Below are 16,031 nucleotides of genomic sequence, written 5' to 3' on the forward strand. Positions count from 1 at the left end.
CGGTGGTGGACCCCTCGCTGACTTCCTCGCCCGTCGAGGCCGAGCCCGTCGTGGCGGACCCGCCGCGCCGGCCCCGACGCCGGCCGGCCCGCGCCGACGTGCTGGCCATCGGAGCCTATGTGCTGCTCGGCGTTCTCGTCTGCCTCAACTATTGGGGCGACGTGCAACACCGCGTCTCCTCGCACCTGCCGACCGACCACAGCTGGTTCGAGTGGCTCTTCGCGCACGGCGCGTACTCGGTGCGTCACCTGGAGAACCCGCTGTTCACGGCCCGGCAGAACGCGCCGGACGGGGTGAACATGATGGCGAACACCTCGCTGCTCGGGGTGACCCTGCCGCTGGCGCCGCTCACCATGCTGCTCGGCCCGCAGGTCATGTACGCGCTCTACCTCGGCGCGGCGCTCTCGGCGACCGCGGCCACCTCCTACTGGGTGCTGTCCCGGCACCTGGTCCGCTCGCGCGGGGCGGCCTTCGTCGGCGGCGCGTTCCTCGGCTTCGCGCCGGGCATCGTGCACCACGCCAACGGGCAGCCGAACTTCGTCTCCAACTTCCTGCTCCCGCTGATCGTGGCGCGGGTGCTGCGGCTCGGCGAACCGGGCCGGTGGCGGCGCAACGGGGTCGTGCTGGGCCTGCTGGTGGCGTACCAGATCTTCATCAACGAGGAGATGCTGCTGCTCACGGCGCTGGCCTGCCTGGTCGTCGTGCTGGCGTGGGCGGTGCAGCGGCCGCGGGCGGCGCGCGAGCGGGCCGGCACGTTCCTCGCCGCCGTCGGCGTGGGCGGCGCTGTGGCCCTGCTGCTGGCCGCGTACCCGATCTGGTTCCAGTTCAACGGGCCGCAGTCCTACCGGGGCCTGCAGGGCGGGGTCTTCCACAACTGGGGCGAGGACCTGATGGCCTTCGTCACCTTCGCCCGGGACACCGTGGCCGGCGACGAGGCGGTGGAGAAGACCATCGGGCTGACCGAGCAGAACACCTGGTTCGGCTGGCCGCTGGTGCTGGTCGCGCTCGTCGCCCTGGTGCTGCTGGTACGCCGCTCGCTGCCGGCCCGGATCGTGGCCGTGCTCGTGGTGGTCTTCTCGGTCGCCGCGATCGGCCCGAAGGTGCGCTTCGACGGGGTGGAGACGGGCGTCGACGGCCCCTGGGCGTACGTGCCGGACGACCTGCCGCTTGTCGAGATGATGATGCCGACCCGGCTGAGCCTGGTGGTGGCCGCCGCGGTCGGCGTGCTGCTCGCGCTGGCCTGGGACGCCCTGTCGGGGCGCGGCCGCCCGCCGGTGCCCGCCCAGCGCACCGGGTCGGCCCCCGCCGCGTCGCGCCGGCGCTGGCTGCGCCCCGTCGGGTACGCCGCCGTCGTGGCCGCCCTGCTCCCGCTGTTCCCCCGCCCGCTGCCGGCGCAGCAGATCGACCCGCCGCCGCACTTCATCACGGCCGGCGGCTGGCGGCCGTACGTGCCGGACGGCCGGACCCTCGTGCCGGTGCCGATCCCGAGCAACGTGCACGGCCTGCCCACGCTGCGCTGGAGCGCGCTGACCGGGCAGGAGTTCCCCATCCCGGCCGGCTACTTCATCGGGCCGAACGAGGCGGGCGAGGGGGTCTTCGGCGCGCCGAACCGGCCGACCAGCACCCTGATCTACTCCACCATGGACGCGAACAGGGTCCCGCCGCTCACCGACGAGAACCGCCGCCAGGCCCTCGACGACCTGCGCTTCTGGAAGGCGTCGGTGGTGGTGCTCGGCGCGAACCCCCGCGAGGCGGTCCTCCGCGAGCTGATGACCCAGTTGCTCGGCGAGCCGCGGCGCGTCGACGACGTCTGGCTCTGGGACGTCCGCGACCGCGTCTGACAGCGGTCAGCCCACGAGGGGACGGACGTCCCAGAGGTGGGCGCCGGGCACGTCGCGGCCCGGGCCGACCAGCGCGTCCACCGTGGCGCGGACCGGGTCGCCCGGCGTCGAGTCGGCCTGCACCAGCACCGCCGCCCGCCAGTGCCGCAGGTCGGCGACGGCCTGGCGGCGTTCGGCGTCGCCGATCGGCGGCACCTGGCCGGTCTCGGCGGCCCGGCGCAGCAGCAGTGACGTGGGCAGGTCCGGCGCACCCCAGCGCGCGGCCGGGTCGGCGGCCGAGCGGGGGCCGATGAAGTAGCCGCCCGGCGCGTCGAAGGCCAGCCCGCTCCGCGCCGACCAGAAGCTGGCCGGGCTGACCGCGGACCCGGTGACCGGCGGCACCGGCACGAGCGTCCGCCCCGGCGGCACGTACGCCCGCCAGCCGCCGTCGGCCACGAACGCCGGCACCGGCATGGCCGGCACGGTGCGGATCGGGGTCGGGGTGAGCGGCAGCAGCGCGGCGGCGACGGCGCCCGCCCAGGGCGCCCAGGTCCGGGCCGCGCGGTACCGGACCCGGTCGAGGGCGAGGGCCAGCAGCACCCCGAGCACCGGTACGCAGACCAGCGCGAACCGGGCCGGCACCACGAGGTCGAGCAGCGGCACCCCGGCGAGCAGCCGGTACGGCCCGGGCACCCCGGTGTCGTGCCGGTTCACGACGATCGTGGTGCCGAGCGACAGCAGCGCGAAGAGCAGCCCGCAGGCGGCGAGGGCCCGGACGAGGGGCCGCCGCCACAGCCGGACCACGACCAGCACGGCCAGCAGCGGCAGGAACGGCCCGAAGAAGGAGTTCTCCTCGGTGGCGTTCGGGGCGAGCAGCCCGGCGTGGTGGGCGTCCCCGGCCACGGTCTGCCGGGCGGCGGTGGCGTACGAGGCCAGGTCCAGCCGGTAGCCCCGGGCGTAGAACGGCATCCCGCGGTAGTGGCCGGGGCCGTGGAACTGGACCCACAGCGGGTACGCCAGCAGCACCCCGGCGACCAGCGCCCCGATCCCGAGCCGGCGCGCCACCACGGGCACCAGCCGGCGCGCCGCGCCCCGGTCCGCGAGCGCGTACGCCCCGGCGAACACCCCCGCCGCGAGGGCCAGGAAGACCAGCACCTCCTCGCCGAGGAAGACCTGGTACGCGACGGCGAGCCCGAGCAGCACCCCGTCCCGGCGGACCCGGTCGAGGGCCGGCCGGAACACCAGCCCGAGGATCACCGGGACCAGGAACTGGGCGGCCATGTGCAGGTGCGCCCCGGCCTGCGACACCAGCCCCGGGGCGAAGCCGCAGAACAGCCCGCCCACCGCCGCGGCGGCCCGGGACCGGACCAGCCGGCGGGCGAGCAGCGCGTACCAGGCGGTGGCCGTGCCGGCGAGGCAGAGCACCACCGCCACGAGGAAGGCCACCTGGGAGCCGAACAGCGCGGTGACCGGGGTGAGCGGCACGCCCAGCCCCAGCACCGAGGTGTTGGCCATGAGGTTGACCCCGTCGGGCACGTTCAGGGCCGTGCTGTGCAGCGGGTTCTCCCCGCCGGTCACCGCCCGGGCGGCCCGCGCCAGCATCCACTCGAAGAGCATCTGGTCGCCGGCCTGGTGGAACAGCCGGTCCGGCCGGCCCCACTGGCCGGCGGTGAGCAGCACGGCGAGGCCCAGGTAGCCGGCGACCACGAGCGCGTCGACCGGGCGCGGCCGCCACCGGCGCCGGGGCGCGGGCGCGGGGCGGTCCGGGCCGGTCAGGCGGACGGGCTGGTCAGTGTCCGGACGTCCCACAACCACACGTCCAGCTCCTGCCGGGCGGGCCCGACCAGCTGCTCCACGGTGCGGCGCAGCGGCTCGGCGTTCTGCTCGTTCAGCGGCAGCACCACGATCGCGGCCCGCCAGTGCCGCAGCTCGTCCAGGAAGCGGCGGCGCTGCCGGTCGTCGAGCTTCGGCGTACGCCCGGTGGCCTCGACCTCGGCGAGCAGCTCGCCGATGCCGCTGGGCCGGCCACCGAAGCGGCCCGGGTCGCCGGTGACCCCGTTGCGCGGGGCGAGGAAATAGCCCCCGGGAATCTTGAAGGCCAGGTCGGTGCTGGCCGCCCAGCGCATCGGGTCGGTGTTGCCCATGGCCGGCACCGGCACGGACACCAGCGTCTGGTCCGGCCCGACGTACTGCCGCCACCGGTCGGCAGTGATGAACTTGGGCACCGCCGGGCGGGTGGTGACCCGCAACGGCATGGGCGCGATCGGCAGCAGCGCGAACACGAGGCCGGCGGCGGTCAGGGTACGCACGGTGCGCCGCTCCACGACCCGCAGCGCCGCCGCCCGCTCGACGGCCAGCGCCAGCAGCACCCCGACGACCACGGTGGTGATGAGGCCGAACCGGGTCGGCACCACGGCGTCGAGCAGCGGCAGCTTCACCAGCAGCTCCCACGGGCCGGTGACGAGGTCCCGGTCCCACCAGGAGATCCGCTCGCCGAGGGAGAGCACGGCGAAGAACAGCCCCGTCGCCCCGAGCGCCCGGACCACCACCTCCCGGCGCAGCCACACCACGATGCCGACGGCCAGCAGCGACAGGCTCCAGCCGAAGAAGGCGTTCTCCTCCGAGTAGTTCGGGGCCAGGTTGACGTTGGCCCGCTCGTTGCCGCCCAACGTGGTCGACCCCGGGGTGAAGAACGCGGCGATGTCGTTGCCGTAGTCGCGGACCGTGTCGCTGAGCCCGTGGTACGCCATCGGCCCCGCGAACTGCACCCACAGCGGGTACGCGAGCAGCGCCCCGGCGAGCACCGCGCAGACGCCCAGCCCGACGCCGAGCGGCCGCCACGCGGCGGCCCACCGCTCCCGCTGCTGCACCACCACGGCGCTCAGGAACACCCCGCAGGCCAGCGCCGTGAAGAGCAGGATCTCCTCGTTGACGAACGCCTGCGCGGTGACCAGCAGGGCGAGCAGCGCGCCGTCGCGGACCGGCCGGGTCGAGCGGGTCAGCACCAGCACCCGCCACACGATGAACGGCAGCAGGAACTGGCTGATGATGTTCGGGTGCCAGTTGGCGTGCGACAGCATGGCCGGCGAGAACCCGCAGAACCAGGCGCCCACGGCCGCGGCCAGCCGGTGGCGGACCAGGTGCCGGGAGAGCACCCGGTACCAGGCGGCGGCCGTGCCGGCGAGCCCCAGCGTGACCAGGGTGACGAAGGAGACCGCCGGTCCGAACAGGAGGGTCACCGGCACCATCGGAATGCCGAGGGCCAGGATGGCGGTGTTCGCCATCAGGTTCACGCCGTCCGGATAGTTGAACTGGTCCGTGTAGAACGGGTACTCGCCGTGCAGCACCACCCGCACCGAGTGGGCCAGGAAGAACTGCACCTGCGCCGGGTCGCTGCTGTAGAGCGCCGCCACCCGGCCGGCCGGGTCGGCCCAGATCCCGCTTGTCACCCAGAGCGCGGCCAGCAGGAAGACCCCGTACACGGCCAGGTCCTGCCGGCGCGGCGTCCACCGCCACCGCCGCCGCGCGACCGGGGCGGCCGGCTCCGGCTCCCCCGCGGTCACCGGGGGTTCGTCCACCATGACGGAGAGCGGTCCACCCGGGCCGTCGGCGTCCGGCGTCGAGTCACCACGGGGCTCGGCAGGCGTCACAGTCGGCGGAGTCTACCGGAGCAGGTCATCGGCGTCCGAATCGCCGCGCATCGTCCTTTCTGGCCGGTGCCCCGCCGGGTCGAGGTGGGCGCGGCCGTCGGCCGGACATCTCGTACCATGTGGGCTTCCGGACACGACCGGTGAAGACGGGACTCAGGGGGCGTACAGGGTGGTTTCAGTCCGTCGAGGCGGCACGACGGCCACCGCGCTGCTGGCCCTGCTGCTGACCGGCTGCGGCCCCGTCGCCGGGCGGCAGCCGGCGGCGCTGCCGGTCGGCTACGACAGCCTGGACGGCACCCTGAAGGTCTGGCCGGCGCGGGGCAACCTGGCCCGCGACGCCGCCGCGACCGCCGGCATCACCGCCGCCGTCCGCGACTGGCGCTCCCCCGTCGACGACCGCGCCCACCTCGCCTCCTCCGGCATCCTCTACTCCGGCGAGGTCGCCGGGTCGCCGCTCGCCCTGGTCGCCGCCGACGTGCCCGGCGAGGCCGCCTCCTGGCTGCTGCAACTCGACCGCGACGGGCAGCGCTGGCGGGTCGCCCACGCCACCGAGTACACCGACCCCGGCTACCTCGTCTACTCCGACGTGCTGCCCGTCCAGCAGCCCACCGGCCGCCGCTACCTCACCTCCGCCCGCGTCGAACGGCTGCTCGGCCCCGACGGCAAGGCGCTCCCCGCCGCCGACGGCATCACCGAGCCGGTCGCCGTGCCCGCCTGCCAGGCCGTGGCCGTGACCGCGACGCTGCGGCCCACCCGCTCGCTGCCGCGCGGCCGGGCCGCGGACCGCGTCCTCGACCTGGGTACGGGGACATCAGCGCCCCGCTATCCGCTGGTGCGGGACGAGACGGGCTCGGGGAAGCGGGCGCTGACCGGGCTGGACACCTGCGTGCTCGCCGGGGAGCGGGGACCGTTCGGGAGCGTGCCGCGGCGGATCGGGGACCGGCAGGCGCCCCTGTCGGTGCCGGAGTCCTGGCCGATGGCGAAGATCGCGGTGCGGTCGCTGGGTTCCGTTGCGCTCGGTGGCGGGGAGCCGGGTGAGCTGGAGCAGCTCACCTGGGAGAGCGCCACCGGGACGATGACCGCGGTGGTCTACCGGCCTGCTGGTGGTGGTGCTCCCGTGGTCTCGCCTGCCGACCGGTCGACGACCTTGCAGGCTTACTACCTGCCGGTGCCGGGGCAGCCTTTGGCCGTGTTGAGCTGGCGGACGCGGGATGCCTCGTTCGCGGCGCCGCCGGGGACCACCCGCCTTGTGGACCGGCCTGGGCTGGTGGTGGTGGCGCAGCCGGACCGGAAGCAGACGTTCAGCCTCGCTGGCACGGAGAAGACCTGGTACCGGTCCGTGGGCGGGCGCTGAGGCCGCCTGTGGTCGCGGTGGTGGGGTTCGGGGCAGCTCGACCCGCTCCGGGCGGTCAGGCTTGATGCCTGCGCTGCCCTGCTAGTGGTCTTTCGAGGGTGGCGGCTTGGGTTCACCGCCCCTGGAGATCTTGGAACCAAACGGCCCCTATAGGGGCCCTTTCCTACCAAGATCTTCTCCGGTGGCCTCACACGAGGCGGTGGAGGCGGACTTTGGGGCGTTCGTTTACGTCATCACCGCCGCCGTTGCCGAGTACGAAGCCGGCGAGACCCTCGAAGCCGTCGTCGCCCGCGACGCCGACAAGCTCGAATGCCTCGTCCAAGCCGTTGACTACCGCCACCAGGGCGTCGACAACGTCCAGCGCTGGATCGACAGCTCCCGCGCCGCGCTCAAGACCGCGTCCGCCCACCGCCTCGCCGATGCCGCGCTCAGCGGACAGCCACTCGCCTGGCTCAGCCCTCCTGCTGAGGAGAAGTAGAGGTCGCCGCACGGTGGGCCATCAACTCCAGCCGCATACCGATGTATTGGGAGTTGTCTGGTCCTTCCCGAGCCTCGCCGTCCGGCTTCCAGCCGTGTCTGGTGTAGAACGCTCGCGCCCGGCTGTTGCGCTCCCAGACTTCGAGCAGACCGGTCGGCAGCGAGATCTCCTCCAGGTAGCGCACGAAGAGCGCATGCAAGGTGCTGCCGATTCCCTTCCGCCAACTGCCGGGGACGACGTGGATCTGGTACAACTGGCCCACCGTGCCGGCGTCCACCTCCGACGACAGCGGAGGACCCATCGCGGCGATGCCGACGATGCGGCCGTCGACGACAGCGCACAGGACCCTCTTGCGGGGTGATCCGATCGCCGCCGTCCAGCCGGTTCGCTGTTCGCGCTCCAGCGTCGGGTTCACGATGGATTCGGAGGTCAGGCCGCCGGCTCCGTAATAGGCCAGACGTGCCTGAGTGTGCACGTCGATGATTCCGTCCAGATCGGCGAGGGTCGCCTGCCGGATTTCCAGCGACCCGCTCACGCGCCCGATCTCCCGAGCCGCGTGGGTGAACAACCTTCGATCGACCACCACCAGCGCAGATCCATGCATCGACACTACTGGTTCTGCCGATTTCCACATGGCGTGGTTGCCGGCAGGGCAAGAGCCGCCGACGCGAACGGGCGGCCCTGCCTGGGACAGGACCGCCCGTTAGGCGTAGCTCGGATCAGTTCTTGGCGGTCGCCTCGTCCGCGGCGGGGTCGACGGACTGCGCGTCCAGCCCCGAGATCCACCCGGTCACGTCCCGCGCCACGTCCTGAGCCGTCAACCCGAGGTCAGCAAGGATCTGCGCCCGGGTCCCGTGCGGGTGCCAGTCCGCCGGCACCCCCAGATCCTTCACCGGCACCCGAACGTCAGCGTCCCGCATGGCCTGAGCAAGGGCGGATCCGACGCCACCAACCCGCACCCCGTCCTCGACGGTGACCACGAGCCGGTGACCGGCCGCCAGCTCGACCAGCTCGGCCGGCACCGGTCGCACCCACCGCGGGTCGACAACGGTCACCCCGTAGCCCTGCTCGGCGACCCGGGTGGCGACCTCCATACCGAGGCCCGCGAACGAGCCGACCGCGACCAGCAGCACGTCGGTACGCGCCGACTCGGCCAGCACGTCGACCGGGCCGACCCGGCGGACAGCCGGCAGGTCGGCGGCCACGGTGCCGGTCGGGAAGCGCAGGATCGTCGGGCCGTCGTCCACGGCGATCGCCTCGCGCAGTTCCTCGCGGAGGGTGGCGGAGTCGCGGGGCGCGGCGATCCGCAGGCCGGGCACCGTGCCGAACACCGACATGTCCCAGATGCCGTAGTGGCTGGGCCCGTCGGGGCCGGTGATGCCGGCCCGGTCGAGCACGAAGGTGACCGGCAGCTTGTGCATGGCCACGTCGAGCAGGACCTGGTCGAAGGCGCGGTTGAGGAAGGTGGCGTAGACGGCGACGACCGGGTGCAGGCCGCCCATGGCGAGGCCGGCCGCCGAGGTGGCGGCGTGCTGCTCGGCGATGCCCACGTCGTACACCCGGTTGGGGTACTTGCGGGCGAGGGTGGCGATGCCGGTGGGCTCGGCCATGGCGGCGGTGATGCCGACCACGTCGGGGCGCTCGTCGGCGATGCTGACCAGCTCGTCGGCGAAGACGTGGGTCCACTTCACCGACGGCGCGGCGAGCAGCTTGCCGGTCTCGATGTCGAACGCGCCGCCCGGGCCGTGCAGGCGGTCCGCCTCGTCCTCCTCGGCGGCGCGGTAGCCGTAGCCCTTGCGGGTGACCGCGTGGACTATCACCGGGCCGCCGAAGTTCTTGGCGGCGCGCAGCGCCGACTCGATCGCGGGGACGTCGTGGCCGTCGACCGGGCCGACGTACTTGATGCCGAGGTCCTCGAACATGGCCTGCGGGGCGACCGCGTCCTTGATGCCCTTCTTGACCGCGTGCAGCACCTCGTACATGGGCCTGCCGACCAGCGGGGTCGAGCCGAGGGCGTCCTTGACGGTGTCGAGCACCTTCTCGTAGCTCGGGTTGAGCCGCAGCGACGACAGGTGGTCGGCGAGGCCGCCGATGGTCGGCGAGTAGGACCGGCCGTTGTCGTTGACCACGATCACGAGCGGGTTGCCGGCGGTGGCGATGTTGTTCAGCGCCTCCCAGCACATGCCGCCGGTGAGGGCGCCGTCGCCGACCACGGCGACGACGCTGCGCTTCTCGCCACGCAGCGCGTACGCCTTGGCGAGGCCGTCGGCGTAGGAGAGGGCGGTGGAGGCGTGCGAGTTCTCGATGAGGTCGTGCTCGCTCTCCGCCTGGCTGGGGTAGCCGGAGAGGCCACCGCGCTGGCGGAGCTTGTCGAAGCCCTCCTGCCGGCCGGTGACGATCTTGTGTACGTAGGCCTGGTGGCCGGTGTCGAACAGGAGCCGGTCGCGCGGCGAGTCGAAGACCCGGTGCATGGCCAGGGTCAGCTCGACCACGCCCAGGTTGGGGCCGACGTGCCCGCCGGTGCGGGAGACCTTGGCGATCAGGAAGTCCCGGATCTCGGCCGCGAGGATGTCCAGTTGCTCGGCCGTCATCCGCTTCACGTCCTGCGGGCCGCGGACGGTGCCCAGCAGCCGACCGTGGTTGGCCGTGCCCTCTTCAACACTCATGACCGAAGAGTCTATCGGCCACCCGACACCCCGCAGCGCGGCCGTGGATCTTCCCTGGTCAGAGCCCCGATCAGGGGACGAGGACCAGCCGGCGCGGCGGGTCCGCCGGGGTCGCGGCGAACGGGGGGCCGGAGGGGGTCCAGGAGCCGAGCACGGCCGCCCGGGACGCCCCGGTGACCGAGGGGACGGCCCCGGGCAGCCCGTGCCAGGAGAGCCACCCCAGCAGGGCGAACGCGTACGCCTCCTTGGCCTGGGCCGGCACCCCCAGCTCGTCGGTGGTGCGCAGCCGCCAGCGGCCCTCCCCGAGCGCGGCGAGCCGGGCCCGGAGTGTGGGGTTGCGCACTCCCCCGCCGGCGGCGATGACCTCGGTCACCCCGTGCCGGTCGCAGGCGTCGGCGACGGTCCGGGCGGTCAGCTCGGTGAGCGTGGCCAGCACGTCGTCGGCGGCCACCGGCTCCCCCAGGGCGGCCAGCCGGTCGTCCAGGTAGCGGCCGTGGAACAGCTCCTTGCCGGTCGACTTGGGCGGGGGCGCGGCGTAGTAGGGCTCGGCCAGCAGCAGCGCCAGCAGCCCCTCGTGGACCCGGCCGGCCGCCGCCCGCGCCCCGTCGAGGTCGCAGGGGCGGTCCAGGAAGCGCCGGGCCGCCGCGTCCAGGAGGGCGTTGGCCGGGCCCACGTCGTACCCGAGGACCGGCGCTCCGGGCGCGACCACGGTGAGGTTCGCGATGCCGCCCAAGTTGAGCGCCGCGCGCGACCCGGCGGCCGCGTCGAGCAGCAGCGCGTCGAAGGCCGGCACGAGCGGCGCGCCCTGGCCGCCGGCCGCCACGTCCGCCGACCGAAGGTCGTGCAACACGGGTACGCCCACCCGGGCGGCCACCCGCGCCGGCGCGCCGAGTTGGAGGGTGCCCCGCACCCGGCCCGCCTCGACCCAGTGGAAGACCGTCTGCCCGGGCGAGACCACCGCGTCGACCGTGCCACCGGCCAGCTCGACGCCGGCCGCCGCCGCCTCGGCGAAGACCTCCCCGAGGCGGTTGTCCAGCCGGCAGACCGCCTCGATGGTGGTGGCCGCCGGGGGCAGCAGCGCGCCGATCTCGGCCCGCAGGTCGTCGGGGTAGTGGAGGCTGCGGTGCCCGAGCGGCCGCAGCGTCAGCGTCTCCCCGTCCCGGGTGAACTCGGCAGCCACCACGTCCACCCCGTCGTACGAGGTGCCCGACATCAGCCCGACGATCTTCATCGGGCCAGGCTAGTCACCTCGCAGGGGGCAGGAACAGCCCGACCAGCTCGACGTGCTGGGTCATCGGGAACAGGTCGAAGCCGCGCAACGCGGCGAGCCGCCAGCCGGCCCCCGTGAAGGTGCGCACGTCCCGGGCGAAGGCGGCCGGGTCGCAGGCCACGTACGCGACCGCGCGCGGGCCGGCGGCCACGATGTCCCGCACCACCGGGGCGCCCGCGCCGGAGCGTGGCGGGTCGAGCACCACGAGGTCGACGGGGCCGGTGACCCGGCGGCGGGCCAGCGCGGTCTCCACGCGGGCGGCGACCACCTCGACCCGGGGCAGGTCGGCCAGGTTGGCCCGGGCCGCGTCCACCCCGTCCTGGCTCGACTCGACGAGGGTGACGCGGGCGTCCCGGACCCGGCCGGCCAGGGCCGCGGCGAACAGGCCGGCGCCGCCGTAGAGGTCCCAGGCGGTCTCGCCGGGGCGGGGGTCGAGCAGGTCGAGGACCGCCCCGACGAGGGTGTCCGCGGCGGCCGGGTGCACCTGCCAGAAGCCGGACGCGGGCAGCGTCCAGTCGCGGCCGGCGGCCACCTCGCGGACCTCCGCCGGGCCGCTGACCGGGGTGGGCGCCCCCTCGGCGAAGGCGACCACGCTGACGTCGCCGCCGGTGGAGCCGACCGTCTCGATGGCGTCCGCCTCGGGCCAGCGGGTCCCGCTGGGGGTCAGCACGGGCAGGTCCTGGATGGCCGGGTGGGCGATCAGGCAGCGGTCGATCGGCACGACCTCGTGGGAGCGGTGCTTGAGCAGGCCGGCCCGGCCGGCGGCGTCGACCGCGTAGCGGACCCGGGAGCGCCAGCCCAGCGGCCCGCCGGGCAGCGGCTCGACCCGGACGCCGAGCGCGTCGATCTGGTCGTCGGTGAGCCCGCCCAGCCGGGTGAGCTGCTCGCGCACCACGGCGGCCTTCCAGTGGAGCTGGGCGGCCGGGGTGACGTGCTGGAGGTCGCAGCCGCCGCACCGGCCCGGCTTCGCGTACGGGCAGGGCGGCTCGACCCGGTCCGCCGACGCGGTCAGGACCTCCACGGCGTCGGCGCGGGCGAAGCCCCGGTGCAGCTCGGTCACCTCGGCCACCACCCGCTCGCCGGGCAGCGCGTGCCGGACGAAGACCACCTGGCCGTCGACCCGGGCCACGCAGTGCCCGCCCGGTGCGACCGCGTCCACGGTCAGCTCGACCCGCTGCGCCTCCTCCAGCCCGGTGCGGTCGGGCGCGGTCACGGGCGGTCCCCCTGGCCGCTCTCGCCGGGCGGCGCGGAGACCACCGGCGGGACGGTGGGCGGCAGGGTGCTGCGCGGCGCCACCCGGGGGCCGCGCGCCGGGCCGCGGGTGAGCGTGGCGTCCAGCCGGTCCAGGTTCTTGCTGGCGGTCGAGGCGAGCTGCCAGGGCACGCTGGTGACCATCACGCCCGGCTCGAACAGCAGCCGCCCCTTGAGCCGGAGGGCGCTCTGGTTGTGCAGCAGGTTCTCCCACCAGCGGCCCACCACGTACTCGGGGATGAAGACCGTGACCACGTCGCGGGGCGACTCCCGGCGGGTCGACGCCACGAAGTTGAGGATCGGCCGGGTGATCTCCCGGTACGGGGAGTCGATCACGGTCAGCGGTACCGGCAGCTCGCGCCGCTCCCAGTCGGCCTGGAGGTCCCGGGTGTCCTTGTCGTCGACGTTGACCGTGACCGCGGTGAGCGTGTCCGGCCGGGTCGCCCGGGCGTACGCGATGGCCCGCAGGGTGGGCTGGTGCAGCTTGCTGACCAGGACGATGGCGTGGTTGCGGGCGGGCAGCACGGCGCGCTGCTCGGTCGGCTCCAGCTCCGCGGCGACCCGGTCGTAGTGCCGGTGGATGGCCAGCATGACCAGGTAGATCACCGCCATGGCGGCGATCGCGATCCAGGCGCCCAGCAGGAACTTGGTGAGCAGCACGATGACGAGCACCACGCCGGTCATCGCCATGCCGAAGGTGTTGATCGCCCGGGAGCGGATCATCCGGCGCCGCGCCTCCGGGTCCCGCTCGGTGCGCAGGTGCCGGTTCCAGTGCCGGATCATGCCGGCCTGGGAGAGGGTGAACGAGACGAACACCCCGACGATGTAGAGCTGGATGAGCCGGGTCACCTCGGCCTGGAAGCCGATGATCAGCACCACCGCGGAGACGGCCAGGAAGACGATGCCGTTCGAGAAGGCCAGCCGGTCGCCCCGGGTGTGGAACTGGCGGGGCAGGTAGCGGTCCTGGGCCAGGATCGACCCGAGCACCGGGAAGCCGTTGAAGGCGGTGTTCGCGGCCAGGAACAGGATCAGCGCGGTCATGCCGGCCACCACGTAGAGCAGCACCGAGCCGTCGCCGAACACGGTCTGGCCGAGCTGGGTGGTGACGGTCTTCTGCACGTACCCGTCGGGCCCGGAGATGATCTGCGACGGGTCCTCGACGAACTGGAGGCCGGTCTTGCGCGCCAGCAGGATGATGCCGACCAGCATGCTGACCGCGATGGTGCCGAGCAGCAGCAGGGTGGTCGCCGCGTTCTTCGACTTCGGGGTCTTGAACGCGGGCACGCCGTTGGAGATCGCCTCGACGCCGGTGAGCGCCGCGCAGCCGGAGGAGAAGGTGCGCAGCAGCAGGAAGATCAACGCGAAGCCGGTCACGCTGTGCTCGGCGTGGATCACCAAGCCGGCGCTCGGCGCCCGGAGGTCCTCACCGAGGATGAAGATCCGGACCACCCCGGTCAGCAGCATGCCGCCGATGACGATCACGAAGCCGTAGGTGGGGATGGCGAACGCGGTGCCCGACTCGCGCAGGCCGCGCAGGTTCATGGCGGTGAGCAGCACCACCGCGCTGACCGCGATGAGCACCTTGTGGGTGGCCACGAACGGCACCACCGAGCCGAGGTTCGCCACGCCCGAGGAGACCGACACCGCCACGGTCAGCACGTAGTCGACGAGCAGCGCGCTGGCCACCGCGAGCCCGGCCCGCGGCCCGAGGTTGACCGTGGCCACCTCGTAGTCGCCGCCGCCGGAGGGGTAGGCGTGCACGTTCTGCCGGTAGCTGGCCACCACGGTGAGCATCACCACGACGACCGCGAGCGCGATCCACGGGGAGAACAGGAAGGCCGACGCGCCCGCGATGGACAGCGTCAGCAGGATCTCGTCCGGGGCGTAGGCGACGCTGGAGAGCGCGTCGGAGGCGAAGACCGGCAGCGCGATGCGCTTCGGCAGGAGGGTGTGCTGGAGGCGGTCGGACCGGAACGGTCGACCGACGAGGAGTCGCTTCAGCAGCGAGGTGGGTCTGGCCACAACCGCCAAGAGTACGACCACCCGCGCACGGGTGGTGGGGGTGCCTGATCACCCCGCTCGCGACCGCGCGGTACGGTCGGTCCCCCGCCGGGCGCGGGGACGTGGCAGGCTCGCAGACGACGGGTCAGCGGGCGGCACCGTGGGAGGAGCGGACACCGTGCATGTCGTGATCATGGGCTGCGGCCGGGTCGGGTCGACCCTGGCCCAGAGCCTGGAGTCCCGGGGGCACTCGGTGGCGGTGATCGACCAGGACGCGGACGCGTTCCGCCGTCTCGGGCCGGACTTCGCCGGCATCACGGTCACCGGCGCCGGATTCGACGGCGAGGTGCTGCGCCAGGCCGGCATCGAGCGCGCCGACGCCTTCGCCGCGGTCTCCAGCGGCGACAACTCGAACATCATCTCGGCCCGGCTGGCCCGGGAGACCTTCGGCGTGTCCCGGGTGGCCGCCCGGATCTACGACCAGCGCCGCGCCCAGGTCTACGAGCGCCTCGGCATCCCCACCGTCGCCACGGTGCGGTGGACGGCCGAGCGGATGCTGCGCCACCTGGTCCCCGAGGGCAACGTGGAGATCTTCCGCGACCCGACCAGCACCGTCTCGATCATCGAGGTGCCGGTGCACAAGGACTGGATCGGCCGGTCGCTGCGGCACCTCGAGGAGGCCGCCGGCGCCCGGGTGGCCTACCTGATCCGGTTCGGGATCGGCACCCTGCCGACCGCCTCCACGGTGGTGCAGGAGGGCGACCAGGTCTTCATGCTGGTGACCGACGACATCGCCGCCTCGGTCACCTCGGTGGCGTCCGTGGCGCCCGAAGGGGGGCAGTGAGCCATGCGTATCGCCATCGCCGGCGCGGGCAACGTGGGCCGGTCGATCGCCCAGGAGCTGATCGACAACGGCCACCAGGTGATGCTGATCGAGCGGCAGCCCAAGATGCTCCGGCCCGACCGGGTGCCGGCCGCCGACTGGGTGCTCGCCGACGCCTGCGAGCTGGCCAGCCTGGAGGAGGCCAACCTGGCCGGCTGCGAGGTGGTCGTCGCGGCCACCGGCGACGACAAGGTCAACCTGGTCGTGTCGCTGCTGGCCAAGACCGAGTTCGCGGTGCCCCGGGTGGTGGCCCGGGTCAACCGGGCGGAGAACGAGTGGCTCTTCACCGAGCAGTGGGGCGTGGACGTCGCGGTGAGCAAGCCGCGGGTCATGGCCGCGCTGGTCGAGGAGGCGGTCACCGTCGGCGACCTGGTCCGGCTCATGACCTTCCGGCAGGGCGAGGCGAACCTCGTCGAGATCACCCTGCCGCCGACCGCGCCCTACGTCGGGCAGCCGATCCACGCCGTGCCGCTGCCCCGGGACGCCGCGCTCGTGGCGATCCTGCGCGGCAAGCGGGTGCTGGTGCCCAGCCCGGACGACCCGATCGAGGCCGGCGACGAGCTGATCTTCGTGTGCACGGCGGCCGTGGAGGACGAGGTGCGGGCGGTGATCCTCGGCCCGGACAGCGTCGGGCGCAACCGCGAACGCCCCTGACGTG

11 protein-coding genes and 1 pseudogene are annotated in these 16,031 nt (G+C 73.7%); 5 read left to right on the plus strand and 7 right to left on the minus strand.

Going from position 1 to position 16,031, the window contains the following annotated elements; all coding sequences use genetic code 11:
• Positions 1-5 precede the first annotated feature (5 nt).
• On the plus strand, positions 6-1,841 hold the full coding sequence (locus tag GA0070603_RS11840) for a DUF6311 domain-containing protein (RefSeq protein WP_208863031.1): 1,836 nt from the start codon (positions 6-8) through the stop codon (positions 1,839-1,841).
• A gap of 6 nt (positions 1,842-1,847) precedes the next feature.
• Here GA0070603_RS11840 and GA0070603_RS11845 read toward each other — a convergent pair whose 3' ends face one another.
• Both GA0070603_RS11845 and GA0070603_RS11850 read right to left on the minus strand, forming a co-directional pair.
• Positions 1,848-3,635 (minus strand): DUF6311 domain-containing protein, encoded by a 1,788-nt coding sequence (locus GA0070603_RS11845; RefSeq protein WP_091311769.1) that lies wholly within the window; start codon positions 3,633-3,635, stop codon positions 1,848-1,850.
• Entirely contained in the window at positions 3,593-5,470 is a 1,878-nt protein-coding gene (locus tag GA0070603_RS11850; RefSeq protein WP_091311772.1) for a DUF6311 domain-containing protein, read from the minus strand. The genes GA0070603_RS11845 and GA0070603_RS11850 overlap by 43 nt, the downstream gene beginning before the upstream one ends.
• Positions 5,471-5,639: 169 nt before the next feature.
• Between GA0070603_RS11850 and GA0070603_RS11855 the strand changes: the two genes are divergently transcribed.
• A complete protein-coding gene (locus GA0070603_RS11855; protein WP_091311775.1) occupies positions 5,640-6,824 on the plus strand; it encodes a hypothetical protein in 1,185 nt (394 codons plus the stop codon).
• Positions 6,825-7,053: 229 nt separating this feature from the next.
• Positions 7,054-7,302, plus strand: a pseudogene (locus GA0070603_RS11860) (HD domain-containing protein); the annotation flags it as partial.
• Here GA0070603_RS11860 and GA0070603_RS11865 read toward each other — a convergent pair.
• The 5 genes from GA0070603_RS11865 to GA0070603_RS11885 form a co-directional block, all read right to left on the minus strand.
• On the minus strand, positions 7,277-7,888 hold the full coding sequence (locus GA0070603_RS11865; RefSeq protein WP_244282501.1) for a GNAT family N-acetyltransferase: 612 nt from the start codon (positions 7,886-7,888) through the stop codon (positions 7,277-7,279). The pseudogene GA0070603_RS11860 and the gene GA0070603_RS11865 overlap by 26 nt on opposite strands.
• Before the next feature lie 133 nt (positions 7,889-8,021).
• Positions 8,022-9,968 carry a 1-deoxy-D-xylulose-5-phosphate synthase gene (gene dxs, locus GA0070603_RS11870; protein ID WP_091311778.1) on the minus strand — a complete coding sequence of 649 codons (1,947 nt, stop codon included), beginning with the start codon at positions 9,966-9,968 and terminating at the stop codon, positions 8,022-8,024.
• 70 nt (positions 9,969-10,038) lie between these two features.
• Positions 10,039-11,199, minus strand: coding sequence for an anhydro-N-acetylmuramic acid kinase (locus GA0070603_RS11875; RefSeq protein ID WP_091311780.1), 1,161 nt, complete (start codon positions 11,197-11,199; stop codon positions 10,039-10,041).
• Positions 11,200-11,212: 13 nt separating this feature from the next.
• Positions 11,213-12,451, minus strand: a complete 1,239-nt coding sequence (locus GA0070603_RS11880) for a class I SAM-dependent RNA methyltransferase (RefSeq protein WP_091311783.1) — start codon at positions 12,449-12,451, stop codon at positions 11,213-11,215.
• A complete protein-coding gene (locus GA0070603_RS11885; protein ID WP_091311787.1) occupies positions 12,448-14,511 on the minus strand; it encodes an APC family permease in 2,064 nt (687 codons plus the stop codon). The genes GA0070603_RS11880 and GA0070603_RS11885 overlap by 4 nt, the downstream gene beginning before the upstream one ends.
• A gap of 157 nt (positions 14,512-14,668) precedes the next feature.
• Between GA0070603_RS11885 and GA0070603_RS11890 the strand changes: the two genes are divergently transcribed.
• Complete coding sequence (locus GA0070603_RS11890) at positions 14,669-15,334, plus strand: potassium channel family protein (protein WP_091311790.1); 666 nt, start codon at positions 14,669-14,671, stop codon at positions 15,332-15,334.
• A gap of 3 nt (positions 15,335-15,337) precedes the next feature.
• Entirely contained in the window at positions 15,338-16,027 is a 690-nt protein-coding gene (locus tag GA0070603_RS11895; RefSeq protein WP_091311794.1) for a potassium channel family protein, read from the plus strand.
• The last annotated feature ends 4 nt before the right edge of the window (positions 16,028-16,031 follow it).

It is taken from the genome of Micromonospora chersina, assembly GCF_900091475.1.
In the GTDB taxonomy this organism is placed as follows: Bacteria; Actinomycetota; Actinomycetes; order Mycobacteriales; family Micromonosporaceae; genus Micromonospora; species Micromonospora chersina.

What these genes read in the sequence shown, in the direction of transcription:
- dxs (WP_091311778.1), bottom strand. Translation starts at nt 9,968, where the DNA reads ATGAGTGTTGAAGAGGGCACGGCCAACCACGGTCGGCTGCTGGGCACC.
- GA0070603_RS11875 (WP_091311780.1), bottom strand. Translation starts at nt 11,199, where the DNA reads ATGAAGATCGTCGGGCTGATGTCGGGCACCTCGTACGACGGGGTGGAC.
- GA0070603_RS11895 (WP_091311794.1), top strand. Translation starts at nt 15,338, where the DNA reads ATGCGTATCGCCATCGCCGGCGCGGGCAACGTGGGCCGGTCGATCGCC.